12 protein-coding genes are annotated in these 13912 nt (G+C 53.6%); 5 read left to right on the top strand and 7 right to left on the bottom strand.

What is annotated here, in order from left to right:
• Nucleotides 1–36: 36 nt before the first annotated feature.
• Nucleotides 37–909, top strand: a complete 873-nt coding sequence (locus ACIQVE_RS03590; protein WP_402804636.1) for a helix-turn-helix transcriptional regulator — start codon at nucleotides 37–39, stop codon at nucleotides 907–909.
• 39 nt (nucleotides 910–948) lie between these two features.
• Here ACIQVE_RS03590 and ACIQVE_RS03585 read toward each other — a convergent pair whose 3' ends face one another.
• The 6 genes from ACIQVE_RS03585 to pstS form a co-directional block, all read right to left on the bottom strand.
• On the bottom strand, nucleotides 949–1584 hold the full coding sequence (locus ACIQVE_RS03585; RefSeq protein ID WP_402804634.1) for a hypothetical protein: 636 nt from the start codon (nucleotides 1582–1584) through the stop codon (nucleotides 949–951).
• On the bottom strand, nucleotides 1584–2282 hold the full coding sequence (locus tag ACIQVE_RS03580; protein WP_402804632.1) for a hypothetical protein: 699 nt from the start codon (nucleotides 2280–2282) through the stop codon (nucleotides 1584–1586). Before ACIQVE_RS03580 ends, ACIQVE_RS03585 begins: the two co-directional genes overlap by 1 nt.
• A 99-nt stretch (nucleotides 2283–2381) precedes the next feature.
• On the bottom strand, nucleotides 2382–3143 hold the full coding sequence (gene pstB, locus ACIQVE_RS03575) for a phosphate ABC transporter ATP-binding protein PstB (protein WP_402804900.1): 762 nt from the start codon (nucleotides 3141–3143) through the stop codon (nucleotides 2382–2384).
• A gap of 76 nt (nucleotides 3144–3219) precedes the next feature.
• A complete protein-coding gene (gene pstA, locus ACIQVE_RS03570) occupies nucleotides 3220–4113 on the bottom strand; it encodes a phosphate ABC transporter permease PstA (RefSeq protein WP_402804630.1) in 894 nt (297 codons plus the stop codon).
• Complete coding sequence (gene pstC / locus ACIQVE_RS03565; protein WP_402804628.1) at nucleotides 4113–5078, bottom strand: phosphate ABC transporter permease subunit PstC; 966 nt, start codon at nucleotides 5076–5078, stop codon at nucleotides 4113–4115. Before pstC ends, pstA begins: the two co-directional genes overlap by 1 nt.
• Before the next feature lie 73 nt (nucleotides 5079–5151).
• Nucleotides 5152–6183: a phosphate ABC transporter substrate-binding protein PstS gene (pstS, locus tag ACIQVE_RS03560; RefSeq protein ID WP_402804626.1), complete on the bottom strand. Its 1032-nt coding sequence runs from the start codon at nucleotides 6181–6183 to the stop codon at nucleotides 5152–5154.
• Nucleotides 6184–6417: 234 nt separating this feature from the next.
• On the opposite strand from pstS, the gene ppk2 reads away from it, so the two are divergent.
• Nucleotides 6418–7335 carry a polyphosphate kinase 2 gene (gene ppk2, locus ACIQVE_RS03555; RefSeq protein WP_402804624.1) on the top strand — a complete coding sequence of 306 codons (918 nt, stop codon included), beginning with the start codon at nucleotides 6418–6420 and terminating at the stop codon, nucleotides 7333–7335.
• Between the two features lie 158 nt (nucleotides 7336–7493).
• Here ppk2 and ACIQVE_RS03550 read toward each other — a convergent pair whose 3' ends face one another.
• Entirely contained in the window at nucleotides 7494–8519 is a 1026-nt protein-coding gene (locus ACIQVE_RS03550; protein ID WP_402804623.1) for a hypothetical protein, read from the bottom strand.
• A gap of 305 nt (nucleotides 8520–8824) precedes the next feature.
• Here ACIQVE_RS03550 and ACIQVE_RS03545 point away from each other — a divergent pair, with 305 nt between their 5' ends.
• The 3 genes from ACIQVE_RS03545 to ACIQVE_RS03535 are packed head-to-tail and all read left to right on the top strand — an operon-like array spanning nucleotide 8825 to nucleotide 13705.
• A complete protein-coding gene (locus ACIQVE_RS03545; protein WP_402804621.1) occupies nucleotides 8825–10078 on the top strand; it encodes a tyrosine-type recombinase/integrase in 1254 nt (417 codons plus the stop codon).
• 11 nt (nucleotides 10079–10089) lie between these two features.
• Complete coding sequence (locus ACIQVE_RS03540; RefSeq protein WP_402804619.1) at nucleotides 10090–11610, top strand: tyrosine-type recombinase/integrase; 1521 nt, start codon at nucleotides 10090–10092, stop codon at nucleotides 11608–11610.
• A complete protein-coding gene (locus ACIQVE_RS03535; protein ID WP_402804617.1) occupies nucleotides 11597–13705 on the top strand; it encodes a hypothetical protein in 2109 nt (702 codons plus the stop codon). Before ACIQVE_RS03540 ends, ACIQVE_RS03535 begins: the two co-directional genes overlap by 14 nt.
• The last annotated feature ends 207 nt before the right edge of the window (nucleotides 13706–13912 follow it).

Below are 13912 nucleotides of genomic sequence, written 5' to 3'. Positions count from 1 at the left end.
GCTACCGTTTATAGTGTTACTAGGAGTAACTGGATAATGGAAAGGAATCTTGAACGCACTCGACAGGACCTGGCTGAGTTTTTACGCAGCCGCCGAGAGCGGATATCCCTGGCAGAAGCCGGGCTACCTCCGACAGGCAGACGCCGCACGCCCGGGCTGCGTCGAGAAGAAGTCGCCGCATTGGCGGGTGTTGGATTGTCTTGGTACACATGGCTGGAGCAGGGACGTGATATTGGCGTGTCACCTGCCTTTCTGGACAATCTGTGTCGGGTTCTCAAGCTTGATGCAGTTGAGCGCCGGCACCTTTATCTTCTTTCCCACCAGCGTCCACCAGCCGAACAAGGCAAAACATGGTGCGTCGTTCCGCAAATTGTTCACCGTCTGATGGCAGATCTGCCGCTTCGGCCTGCTTACGTTCTGAACCTGCGCTGGGATGTTCTGGCCTGGAATCCCGCTGCTGACAAGATTTTCAGGTTCTCTGAAAAAGCGCCCGAGCAACGCAATATTTTATCGATGTTGTTTACCGATGAGCGCACAAAATCACTTTTCCGCCCATGGGACGACCAGGCAATCCAGATGCTCTCCAGCTTTCGTCGGGATTATGTTCACGCCTCAAATGAAAGCGATGTAGCTTCGCTGGTGCGTGAACTTGAGAGCGTCAGTCCGCAGTTCAAGGAGTGGTGGTCGCGGCAAGACATCCATGGACCTTGCCAAGGCATTCGACACTTGGCGATCGAGTCATTCGGCGATGTCACATTGGAGCACACGACATTAACCATCGACGTGGAAAGGCACTTGCGCCTTGTGTACTTCGCCCCAATGGAACAGGGGCTGGCACTGTCTGAGTTCGAGAAATGGCTGGGGAAGTGCGTGGCAGAAGCTAAATGTGATCAACTTGTAATTTCATAGCTTTTGCTGCAAGGATTTGCATTGTTCTTGTTTCGACGTTCAGGAGGAAAAAGCTTCTGAGCGTTGTTGCGCAGTCGCCTTGTGTCTGTGAGGTTGCAGCCGAACTAACTGAGCCTGGACTTCGGTTGCTGCCTTTAAAACGCTCTGCGCCCAGTTCTCATCATCCGGACGCACGACCACCACGCGAAAACCGTGATCATGGCCTTCAATCTGCACGCCCTCGGAATCATCGACATGCAGATCGATATCGAATGCGGGGGGAAATTTCGAAGGGGAGTTGCAAAGCCCATGCGCCGCCAGGGCATGGTTATGCCGAACACTGTTGACCACGCCGTCAACGTGGATACCGTGCAGCAATAACCAGCGTCTGATGTAAGAAGGTGTGCGACCGGACGAGGTATAAACCCAGATGCTGCATCCCTGCCTGCGTAATTGTCGGGTCAGATCGCGTGTGCCCCTACGCAACGGCTCGCCTAGCCAACGGTGAACAAAAGCGGGCAGCCTGCTGTGCTCGACATCGCTGTGATGAGCCTGACAGGCCAACGTGTCATCTATATCAAACGAGATGCGTATACGTTGGCGCCTGAACACGTCCATCGCAATGGAGCGTTTAATTGTTTGCCACGCTCGACTGCTGGAAACACGGCATCTTTCCAGCGCTGAAGACCTTCTCATCAATGGCCCCCCTGATAGGCGGGCAGTGGTTTGTCGCTTAAAAAGAATTCCATTGGGTCAGGGGCCTGTTCTTCCAGGAAGGCTGCATATTTTTTCTTGATCTTGGGCAATTCGTACAGTGCCTTGACACCATGTTTTGCGGAGTTACGTATGACTGAAGACGGGTTGAAGTAACCCTCGGCGTTGTCTAGCGTCAACACGAAAGGAGGTAGCCCTGCGCGCATCAGCAAATAACTGACGATGAGCGACCCAGTGCGGTTATTGCCTTCAATAAACAATTGCGGCTTGCTGAGGATTCGAACATAGACACCGGCCGCACGCTTCCAGACTGACTCGCTGCGATACGCGCAGTACCAATTGAACAAGTCCTTTATCCCACCTTCAACGTTGTTGAAGAAGTGTTCCTCGGTAGCGGCAAGGTGCTGAGCGTATTCCAGGCGGCGTGCCGGCTCTCGACCGCAGAGCACGGTGGCATTGATTTCCAGCATCAGATTCAGTTGCTGAAGATCGAACAGGTCGACGCCACGTGCGACGTAGTCGTCAATCAGTGCATAGCCTTCAACCACATTGTTGAGCACTTCGTCAGTAAAGGGATCACGAGGCTCGGTAAAGTGGCTGCTGAGCTCCGCGAAGCGGCCCTGCACCTTACGCAGTGCGCGCTCAATCGCTGGCAAGTCAAGACGACGCGTTGCAGACATTGGCAATCCTGAATAAAGGTGTAATAGGTAAAACAACCGAATGCAGGCCAATGCCTTTCGGCCATTGTCTGCATTCGGTCTTGACCAGCCGTGTGTCGACTAGCTGAATTTACCGCTGATGTAATCGCTCGTCATTTGTTCGCGAGGATTGTCGAAGATCTGGGCAGTGGAGCCCATCTCAACCAGATAGCCGGTACGTGTGCCCTGGGAAATGTCTACCGAGAAAAATGCAGTGGTGTCCGCGACACGGATGGCCTGCTGCATATTGTGGGTAACCAGAGCGATGGTGTAATCCTTCTTCAATTCGACCATCAGTTCCTCGACCCGCCGGGTGGCAATCGGGTCGAGTGCCGAGCACGGTTCGTCCAGCAACAGGACTTCCGGTTCGGTGGCGATGGCACGAGCGATACAGAGTCGTTGTTGCTGGCCCCCCGACAGAGACAGGCCGCTGACCTTGAGCTTGTCCTTGACCTCATCCCACAACGCGGCGCCCTGCAGGGCGTGCTTCACGCGGTCACCCAAATCGCCCTGATAGCGATTGAGGCGCAGGCCAAAAGCGACGTTATCGAAAATGCTCATCGAAAACGGGTTTGGCTGCTGAAACACCATCCCGATGTATCGGCGCACGACCACAGGATCAACGCCTTTCCCATAAACGTCTTGCCCGAGGAAATGCACATGGCCCTCGAAACGAAAGCCTTTTACCAGATCATTCATTCGATTGAGGCTGCGCAGCACGGTGCTCTTGCCGCAGCCGGAAGGACCGATGAATCCGGTAATCTTGTTTTTTTCGATCGGCACATGGCTGTCGCGTACTGCCATGAAGTTGCCGTAGAAAATCTTGTCCAGCTTGCAGTCCATGACCACAGATGCCTGGGTCTCGAACGGGGCGGCTTTTTGCACAGATAATACATTCACAGTTCAGGTGCTCCCATTCTCAAAACTTTGGCTTGCCGAAAATACGGCTGACAACATTCACGACCAGCACGATCATCACCAACACCAGCGAGGCCGCCCATGCGAGCTCGAGCTGATTGTCGAACGGCATGCCTGAGAAGTTGTAAATCAGCACAGCAAGCGATGCGGTTGGATTCATTACCGCCAGGTTGCCGTCGTGGTAGATCCAGTAGTTACTGAACAGGGCGGTAAACAGCAATGGCGCCGTTTCGCCGGCTGCACGGGCCACCGCCAGCATTACGCCGGTGAGGATCGCCGGCATGCCGGTAGGCAGTACGATTTTCCAGATGACCTGCGATCGGGTACAGCCCATGCCATAGGCGGCATCCTTCATGATCTTGGGCACCATCTTCATCGACTCTTCAGCGGTCAGCACAACGATCGGCAGCATCAGTACTGCCAGCGCCACGCCACCTGCCGGTGCCGAGTAAGTACCCGTGGTCATCACCACCAAAGCGTAGGCAAAAACCCCGGCCAAAATCGAAGGCAGCCCCGTGAGCATCTTGGCGGCAAAGCGCGCGGAATTGGCCAGCTTGCTATCCGGCCCGAGTTCAGCAAGAAAGATGGCCGCCATGATGCCGATCGGAACCGCGAGTGCAGCCGCGATACCGACCATGACGAAGGTGCCTGCCATCGCGTTGCCGAAACCGCCGCCCGTCTCGAAGCCGGTCGGCGGCAGTTCGGTGAACACCTCCAGGCTGAGGCGGGCACCGCCACGTGTGATGAGCATGTAGAGCACGGAAATCAGAGGCACGCTGGCCAACAGGGCGCCAGCCCAGACCAGCGTGGTCAACACAAGGCTGCGCAGAGCGCGCCCTTCAAACTTGCGCTGCAGACTAGGTAGCGCGGCGGTAGGGGAGGAGAGGTTACTCATCATTTAGTACCACGCTGGGCATAGACCATGATCATGGATCCGATGATGTTCACTATCAGGGTGATCAACATCAGGACCAATGCGGCATACATCAAAACCTCGATCTCGGTCGGTCCCGCTTCGGGGAAATTCAGCGCTAACAAAGCCGCCAGCGTGTTGGCCGGTGCAAACAGAGAAAGGGAAATATTGTTCGAGTTGCCTACCAGCATGGCCAAGGCCATCGTTTCACCTAACGCCCGGCCCAGACCCAGCACCAGCGAGCCAAAAATGCCGGTGGCAGCGGAGGGCACCATAACTTTGAGAATCGCTTCCCAGTGGGTGGTACCCATGCCATAGGCCGCCTGCTTGGTTTTCATCGGAACGCCGGTGAGGGCATCCTGCGAAACAGCAGCAATGGTCGGCAGAATCATGATGGCAAGTACCAGCGCGGCAGGTAACAGTCCCGGTCCACTCAAGGTCGTACCGAAAAAGGGTATCCAGCCAAGTTCGCTGTTCAGCCAATCCGTGAGGGGCCGAATGGCCGGAATCACTACATAGATTCCCCACAGTCCATAAACGACGCTGGGAATAGCCGCGAGCAATTCGACAATGGTGCGAAAAATGGCCGCCAGTTGCGCCGGCAGGAAATCCTGGGTCAGGAAAATCGCCATGCTGACGCCGAAAACGCCTGCGATCAACAATGCGATAAAGGCGCTGTAGAGCGTGCCCCAAATGGCCGGCAGAATGCCGTACTTGCCCTGGTTCACATCCCAGACAGTCCCCAAAAGGACGTCTAGACCGTGTTTCTCCATGCCTGGAACTGCCTTGCGTCCTACCTCGAATATCAAGGCAAAGACCAGCGCCAGAATGAGAACCACACCTATGCGCGCAAGCGCGCGGAAGGTGCGATCAACCAGGAAATCCTTTGTAGAGGGTGGGCGGCAAGCAGAATCCGGATTAACCGGTACGACAAATGGCTTGTTCATGGGCTCTTCCGGAGCGTAGGGGAAAACTCCTCGGCGAGGCTAAAAGCACACGCCGAGAGAGGCCTCACGAGCATCACTGAATATTGGCGGAAGCTTTGCGAACCTGATCGACGACCGATTGCGGCAGGGGGATGTAACCCATCGAATCGGCAATTTTCTGACCTTCAGTCAGGCTGTACTCGACCATTTCACGCATGGCTTTGGCCTTGGCCGGGTTCTCGTTCTGCTTGCGGAAGATCATCCAGGTGTAGGAAGTGATCGGATAGGACTTGGCGCCATCCGGATCAGGCAGCCAGGCCACCAGACTTTCAGGCATCTTCACCGCAGCCAGAGCCTCGGCACCGCTCTCTGCATTAGGCACAACGTAATGACCTGCCTTGTTCTGCAATTGGGCAAAGTCGACCTTGGCCAGCTTGGCGAAGCCGTATTCGATGTAGCCAATGGCGCCAGGGGTCTGGCGTACGGTGGCAGTCACGCCATCGTTTTTGGGCGATTTGATGAATTTGTCGCTGGCTGGCCAGTTGACGGTGTTGCCTTCACCTAACGCTTGCTTGAACGCCGGGTTGATTGCCGCCAAGTGCTTGGTGAACACCGCGGTAGTACCGCTGGAGTCTGCACGCACGACAACAGTGATTGGCGTAGCAGGTAGTTTCAGCTCCGGATTGGCCGCGACGATCTGCGGATCGTTCCACTGAGTGATCTTGCCCAGGAAAATGTTGGAGTAGACGTCGCGTGGCAGCTTCAGCCCTTTGGGACTGCCCGGCAGGTTATAGGCCAGTACGATTTCACCCGCAGTCATCGGCAGCAGTTGCGCGCCCTCGGCAACCTTGGCGATATCCTCGTCTTTCATGGCCGAGTCGCTGGCCGCAAAATCAACCGTTTTGTTCAGGAAGTCTTGTACACCGGCACCGCTGCCCTTGGATTGGTAATCCACGGTAACGCCAGCGGTTTTCTTGCTGAAATCTTTGAACCAGGTGAGGTAAATCGGAGCCGGAAAACTGGCGCCAGAACCTGTCAGGCGGATGCTTTCCGCAGCGAAAGAAACTGAGGTCGCACAAAGAGAAACCGTAATGGCGAGCGCAGCAGACTTCATCAAACTTTTCATCGAAGGAACTCCTTGTGATAGCGGGCCCCGGAACTCTGCAACAATTTTGTTACGGTTTTATGAAAGTCGAATGGCGCAGGACCCGTCTGACAGATTTGTCTGATAGCTCGATGTCGCCTTGCACCGGTAGCGCCCCTCGTTACGGGACTGCTTTGAACCAAAAGTTGATGTAATTACTTCGTAACAGATTACGACTAACACTGAGTCAGGCCCCTCCCGACGCGAGCTTCTCCCATGCTATCCACCGAAGACACCTTGATACAGCGCATCCACCGTGAGCTGCTTGATCACGTTGACGAAGAGCTTGAACTGGAATTATCCGAAGACGGCACTGACTTGAATGCTCTGTTCGATGAGCAGATGGAGGAGGGGAGTGAGAAGGAAGCTCGAAGAGTTTATTTCAGCGAACTGTTCCGCCTGCAAGGCGAATTGGTGAAGCTGCAAAGCTGGGTGGTGAAGACAGGCCACAAAGTAGTCATTCTGTTCGAAGGTCGTGATGCCGCTGGCAAAGGAGGTGTCATCAAGCGGATTACCCAGCGGCTCAATCCTCGCGTCTGCCGGGTTGCCGCGTTGCCTGCACCCAATGACCGCGAACGTACTCAGTGGTACTTCCAGCGCTACGTCTCGCACCTGCCGGCAGCGGGTGAGATCGTGCTCTTCGACCGTAGCTGGTACAACCGCGCGGGGGTCGAACAGGTGATGGGATTTTGCAACGCCGATCAGTACGAAGAGTTCTTCCGCACCGTACCAGAGTTCGAAAGAATGCTTGCACGTTCCGGCATTCAGCTCATCAAATATTGGTTCTCCATTTCCGACCAGGAACAGCACCTGCGTTTTCTCAGTCGGATCCACGATCCGCTCAAGCAGTGGAAACTCAGCCCCATGGATCTGGAGTCCCGTCGGCGCTGGGAAGCTTATACAAAGGCCAAGGAAGTGATGCTGGAACGCACCCACATCGCCGAGGCGCCATGGTGGGTGGTGCAAGCCGATGATAAGAAGAAAGCGAGACTCAACTGCATCCACCACCTGCTCGGGCAGATGCCCTATGAAGAAGTGGAGTTACCGGTGATAGAACTACCGCAGCGCGTAAGACAGGAGGACTACTCCCGCAGCCCGACACCACCGGAACTCATCGTGCCCCAAGTCTATTGAGATAGGCTGAAGCGGGGCGCCTTCAATTGAATTGGCGCGCCGTCTTCATATAGATGGGTCGTTTCAAGAATGGCCGTTTATGGTCGAGGTTAGCACCTGCGACACCCGGATTAATATAACTAAATAAAACAGTCATTTAGTTTAGTTATAACTTTTAATTATTTACGGAGGAGGGGATCTGTTTCTGGCGTATAGGGAATATTAACCGTTAATCGGTCACCCGCAGACGTTACAAACAAACCTGCTCTTTCGACCAGGTCGTCAGCAATTTCTGAAATCAGGGTGAAACTAGCCTTACTTTCCCACTCGCCATAATCTTTCGCAATTTCAAGGCATGCTTCTTGTAAACGCTCAAAATAGGGTAGAAACCAATGATTATTGAGTGCTAAAGCCGTTTTTTCAGAATGCTTCCAGGATATTCCTAAGCCTTGAAGATTACCCAAGTGATATGACGAAAATTTCAGCAGCGTGCCATAGCAGTCGTATATTTCACTTAAGATTTGCTCAACAGACAAATGTCCTCGGAACGCCAAGATCAGGTTGTTAGATCGCTCATCAACGAGCGCCAAATCGTTTAGAAAGGCGTCTTCGTAGGTTTCTGTTTGGCTTTCACCTAAACCTGCAGAGCGCTCTGTTACTGCGTATTCGTCCCAAGCAGCAAAAATTATTTTCCACTGAAGCTGCTCCAGAATCGGCCCATATTTTGGGCGTAGCATTTCATTCGGAAAGCATCGATCGTACGCGTTCGTTACTTCAACATGGCCACATTCATGGGCCAAAACATGGATTGCATGAGCTCGACCGTCGACGTCATCCAAGTCAAGTAGAGGCCAAACGTGGCCTGCATTTACGACGATATGCGATTTCAGAATGTCGCCACGCAAAACGGCAGGTGTCATGGCAACGCCCGTCACGTGCGAGTTAGTAGCGGTCAGTTTGTAAGTCGTTTCGTAACCACGATCCAGATCAAGCAAGGCCTGGTTGTAGTCAACGGCAATTGTTACGCCGTCCAGACCGCTTAAATCGAATTTACTACCCAGTGCACGAATGGCTTCGCCGACGATCGTCGCAAGATTTGTTGCCGCGTCCACGTCATCGAAACCTCTCGCTTGGATACCAAAACTAGGCATCTTCGATGCATGTTGGTTGATGGTGTCAGGCGAAATATCCTGCGTGTCATCCATGATGATTGCTCCTCTAAAATGGTTTGAGCAGCCTGTGTTATCAAAACCATCATCGTCAAGGCGAGACTGCCAAATTGAGGCAGAGACTTTCAGCAGCCGTGCCAGGCTTCAAATCTGATCACAGAGCCCCTCAGGCCCGTACATGACGGTTCGCATAATGTATATTATGTTAAACGACAGGTCATGTCATAGATGTTCATGAGCTGCCCAAGCCACTGATTCGACAAACCCGCTTCTGGCGTCCACTCTCTCAACGGGCCATGTACTTCGTGTTCATGGCAAGTCATTGAATGAGGTGGCTGCCGATGAAGCTGATTCAGTGCCGTTTCTCTTCAGGTCAGCGTGTACCGCTGCTCGTGCAAGCTGGTAATGCAGCGCCGTTGCCCATACTCGTTCCGTTCATCTACGTCCAACTCAAACTCAGGCACCGCGCTTACAATACTGCTGCGGCGCATCTGCGCGCGATCCAGGCTTTCTACACCTATGCCAAAACCCGAGATCTGGATATCGATGAGGCCATCTTGGCCTGCCACTTTGAGGCGATTCTGGCTTTGCTGGATGGTTACGCCATCTGGCTCCAAAGCGGCCGTCAAGCCGATAATCTGGTCGCCCGAATCGGCATCGCTGCAACGGCACCTTTTCCGCAGATCGATCCGCGTACCCGTGACCAGTACCTGCGATTGCTGAAGCAATACCTGTCCTGGTGTGTCACCCGTTACATCCCCCGAGCCCGTCAAAAATCAACCACCCTGGTTAACATCGAGGTGGTATTTGCAGATGTCGCCGATGTCATAGAGCGGCGCTTTGAGAGCCATATCATCAATGTTCGTCCCGACCACACTCGTTACCGCAGCCTGACAGCTACGCAACTCCAGATCATTCGCACACTGATTCGCCCGGGCGCCGCGGAGAATCCGTTTCCGGAACGATTGCAGTTGCGCAATTGGCTAATGATTGAATTGCTGCTGGAGACTGGGATCCGTCGCGGTGAGCTTCTGAAGCTCTACACCACGGATATCAATCAGGGTTCTCAGCATGCCTATGTCAGTATCAATGATCGCGAACATGATCCAGGCGACCCGCGCGCCGAAGAGCCTGCACTGAAAACACGTGGTCGTACGGTCGGCATCTCGGCGCAGTTGTATGAGGTCTATGAACGTTATATCCAAGGCAACCGACGCCCCGTGCGCAACGGTAAACCGATGAAACTGCCTTACCGCTATTTGTTCATATCCGACCAAGCCCGCCCACTGTCGATTCGCGCCCTATCTAGCGTGCTTGATCGGCTGTTTCTGACCATTGAACTGGCTCATCCGGGACTTTTGCCTACACTATCCGCTCATGACTTTCGTCACACCTTTGCTGACCACTTCTTGGCATACCTGGTCGAGACGCGGGGGTATGACCTAGAGCGAGCTACAGACGAACTCCGGCGAGTCTGTGGCTGGTCTGATACTTCGACGATGCCACGTCGTTATGCAAGTCGTTATCTAGCCGAGTCGGCCAACCTCCACAACGCCCAGCGGGCTTCGGCGGCTTGGGAGCGGCTCGACACGTAGGGAGATTAGGTGTGGCCAAGTCATCTGACCAAGAACACGCGTTACCCGCCTCCCCTGCGCCAGCCTATGTGTTCGAGGGGCCGGCTCAGGTTGCTATTCGAACTCGTACTAATGACCAGCCAAGGTACGTCGATACCCGATTGAGCGTCTGGACGTGGTACGACGGCGGTCTTGCAATGAAAATTGATTGGACTGCTCTTCGATTTAGCTCTGAGCTCATGGCAATTAGCAAAAGCTTTATGGCATATGCGCTTGAAAAATATGCACCAAGAACTGCGCAAATGTTTGCAAATTCCCTTCAGGTTTTATCTAGGACTAAGCTAGCAAATGGCCTTCCTTGGGATAAGACCCTTCTAATTACCGTTCTTGAGAACTTGAAAAAATCAAGACACGATCTTGTAGGATTTCGTAGGTTTTATCGTTGGGCGGTTGATAGAGGCATCAAAGGTTTTGATCTAAATACTTACCTAACAATCAAAGATACAAAGTCAGCCCGGGTGGATCCGTATGCACGAATTTTTCTTTCGCAGTCTGGTTTTGACCTTGATGAGGAGGTTCGGTTGCTCAAGCGTATTGAGCGAGTACTTCCAACAGATCCTTGGGAGGACACCCAGTTAAATTTGATGCTTCTCTTGGGTTTTGAGCTCGGACCGCGCGCGATTCAGTTCCACTCGCTTGACATTGCGGATTTTGAATTCTTTGAAAGCACTAATCATGAGAAGTACTACACATTGTGGCTCCCCATGGCCAAAAAGGTTGGTCAACGCCGACCTGAACGCCGACCCCGCAAAATAACCACCCGGCTGGGTGAAAAAATCTCACAGCATATTTCGGAAATTCAACGCCGCTTTGGCAGCAACTGTGAACCATTATTTGTAAATCCCAAAGGAAGGCGCCTCTCGGTAACCGAAATCGGTGTAGGCCTCAAACACGAGCTGCGTGAAGCCGGGATAGACAAACCGAACCAGGTAACCATGTTACTGCGTCATCACCTCGGGCAAGGTTTGGCGGACCAAGGAACTCCAGCAGACATGATTGCCGAACTGCTGGGCCACAACAGCACAGTTGCGGCGCGTGCTTATGTAACGGCAACCCCAAATATTGCTCGGATCAAAGAGAAAGCACTGGGTAAGAGCCCGGCCTATCAACGCATCATGCGCAGCTTATTAACTGGGGAAATCGTCCAACGCCGCGATACGGTGCCGGAAAGAGCCATCCGCGGCGTCATCGATACGCAGTACATCGGGGACATTGGTGCCTGCGCCCTCCCGGTTCATACCCACTGCCCCTACAATCCCGTGTATGCCTGCTACACCTGCAAGAAGTTTCATCCGTTTGCTGACGGCCGCCATGAGCAGGTGAAAGAGGAGCTGCAACGAGAAGCCCAACGGTTCATTGACATGGCAGAACAAGCCGGAGACCTCATTCACAACCGGCCCCTCGCCCAGCATCAGACAACCATCCTGGCAGTAAGCGCTACGATCGAACGCTGCCGGCAGCACACGGAGGATGCCGCAGATGACGCTGTCTAGGGCACGGCAGAGCCTCGAAGGCTTCATTAACCAGGAGCAAGCGATTTTTCAGTCATTACCGATTACAACGCCGTGGGAGTCAACGCTGTGGTCGGTCGAGCATTGGCTGCCGCAGCGCTTAAAGCAACAGACCATCACCTTTGAAACTCACCGACAATCGCTTGAAAAGTATGGCTATTCTGTTCCTCCTAAAGCTGCCCTCCCCTTGGATTTCCAGGATTTTTGCAAGGCCTTAATCGTATATCTGCAGCGCACCCGGAGCCTGAAGTTTTCGATGGTCGCGGCCTACAATATTGCCGTCCGGCGGCTGTACAACCCCTTGTTTGAACGCGGCGTATCCGACCCCACACAGTTGACGCGAGGCGATTTTGACCGCGTCGTAGGATTTCTCCGCGAAAGTGGCTACAAGAACCTCTACGACGCGATCTCTCATCTTCAAGTAATAGCGGATACGATTGATAATCTGCAATTAACCGAGATCGCCATCCACTTTGAGCATGATGCCAAACCAGAAAAACGCCGACACGATTACATTTCATTGCACGATCCTGATCGTGCGGTAAAACAGCGTAAATCTGATGACAGGCTGCCTTCTGGCGAAGCGATGGAAGCCTACGCTTTATGTTCGAACAACCCGCTTAGTGAGGGCGAAGAAATCTTGCTGCGCGTGATCGATTTATTGATTGCGACTGGGCAACGGGGTAATGAGGTAGCAGTAATTCCCTATGACTGTTGGGTCGAAAGGCCGATCAAAGGGACGACAGGAGAGGTGGTTGTAGATGCCAATGGCAAGCCTCTGGTCGAATGCGGGATTAGGTACTTTGCGGAAAAGCAATTTCAATCCCGTGTTCATTGGTTCGCAGAAAGCGACGTTCCTTTAGCCAGGCGCGCGGTTGAACGACTGAAGGTGCTGACGCAAGAGCAGCGCGAAATCGCTAGGTGGCAAGAGGCCCATCCAGGACGTCTCTGGGATTACTCTCCGCAGACAGCAATGTCAGAGGTCGAAGTTCTGCGTTGGCTCGGGTTTAGCCAGAACCGAGACACCGCTAGGAATCTGTATGTGTACTTTTTACGAAATGGAATTCATCCCTGCGATCAGACCAATGATCGAACGAAGGCGATCAAGCGCAGATACTTGGCCGGTGATATTGAGCGTTTTCTCGTTCCCAAACTTCGGGGCCATGCAGCGTTAACTGAAAATGTTGGAGGCACGCTTCGTATTGTCCTAAAAACCAGCGAAACACTAGCCATCGCTTTTGATGGCCAATTTCGCCTCGGTGGACGGGAAGCAAATGTGTTTCGAGCAATCCCGTGTCGGGTGACCCTCGTGGATATTAATCACGCGCTAGGTAACGATGAAAAGTACTCGTCCATTTTTTTCCGCCGGTCATTAACCGAATCCGATGGGGCTCCGATTCGGCTAACAAGCCACCAACCTCGACACTGGCGGAACACGATTTACCATCTGACGGGCATGAGCGATGTTCAGCAAGCGCTGGCTTTGGGGCGAAAACGCCTCGACCAAAATACCTATTACCAACACACAAGCATTGAAGAAAACACCGCTGCCCACCAGGAGTTTTTGGCCTTCAATAGCCATCACGAGCGAATCGATTTCTTACATACAGGCATAAGAGATAAGCGCATTCAGGGCGCTTTGACCGACAGTTACCATGCTTTGCTATCAGATAAAGGCACGACCACTGCAGAAGCATTCCTCACCGTGCATGCCACGGCGCTGCACGTGACACCCTTCGGAGGTTGCATTCACGATTTTTCCCAAGCGCCCTGCCCTAAGCATCTTCAGTGCTGGAATGGCTGCTCGCACCTCCATCTGATGGGCACTTCATCGGAGCGGGCCAACCTTGAGAGACAAGCCGAGAATCTGACGACCGCAATTACGATCATGCGCGATGCCGGCGCCGGAGAGGCAGGCAGCGATGTATGGCTGGCGGACCAGGAAGACAAGCTCAACAATTTAAAATCCGTCCTCGCACGCGATACCAATGTAGGTGTGCAACGCGTATTTCCGAATGGGCATCCAATGACGATTGCGGACACGGACAAACGGCACAGCTCTGTTTCAGATGATTAGAGGCGACCATGGCTCATCGACAGACCTTGAGAGGCGGGACCTTGGATGAGGCGATCGACGCCCTCCTCGCCCAAATGATTAGCTTAGGACTAGAGAACGCGCCTATTTCGCGCCCCGAAGTGCAGCGTCGATTGGGTCTGACTAGCCGAGCTACCTTAGTGGGGGACCGTGGGATGCGAATCGAGTCCGCCCGTATCGCACAACTCA

Origin of the sequence: Pseudomonas sp. NPDC098747, assembly GCF_044760045.1 — a bacterium.
In the GTDB taxonomy this organism is placed as follows: Bacteria; Pseudomonadota; Gammaproteobacteria; order Pseudomonadales; family Pseudomonadaceae; genus Aquipseudomonas.
This window is presented reverse-complemented; position numbering and strand designations above follow the sequence as displayed.

Bases quoted from the DNA above. Each gene is read 5' to 3' on its own strand.
- ACIQVE_RS03545 (WP_402804621.1), top strand. From the start codon at position 8,825: ATGAAGCTGATTCAGTGCCGTTTCTCTTCAGGTCAGCGTGTACCGCTG.
- pstB (WP_402804900.1), bottom strand. From the start codon at position 3,143: ATGGACTGCAAGCTGGACAAGATTTTCTACGGCAACTTCATGGCAGTA.
- pstS (WP_402804626.1), bottom strand. From the start codon at position 6,183: ATGAAAAGTTTGATGAAGTCTGCTGCGCTCGCCATTACGGTTTCTCTT.
- pstC (WP_402804628.1), bottom strand. From the start codon at position 5,078: ATGAACAAGCCATTTGTCGTACCGGTTAATCCGGATTCTGCTTGCCGC.
- ACIQVE_RS03585 (WP_402804634.1), bottom strand. From the start codon at position 1,584: ATGAGAAGGTCTTCAGCGCTGGAAAGATGCCGTGTTTCCAGCAGTCGA.
- ACIQVE_RS03550 (WP_402804623.1), bottom strand. From the start codon at position 8,519: ATGGATGACACGCAGGATATTTCGCCTGACACCATCAACCAACATGCA.
- ACIQVE_RS03535 (WP_402804617.1), top strand. From the start codon at position 11,597: ATGACGCTGTCTAGGGCACGGCAGAGCCTCGAAGGCTTCATTAACCAG.
- ACIQVE_RS03580 (WP_402804632.1), bottom strand. From the start codon at position 2,282: ATGTCTGCAACGCGTCGTCTTGACTTGCCAGCGATTGAGCGCGCACTG.
- ppk2 (WP_402804624.1), top strand. From the start codon at position 6,418: ATGCTATCCACCGAAGACACCTTGATACAGCGCATCCACCGTGAGCTG.
- pstA (WP_402804630.1), bottom strand. From the start codon at position 4,113: ATGAGTAACCTCTCCTCCCCTACCGCCGCGCTACCTAGTCTGCAGCGC.
- ACIQVE_RS03590 (WP_402804636.1), top strand. From the start codon at position 37: ATGGAAAGGAATCTTGAACGCACTCGACAGGACCTGGCTGAGTTTTTA.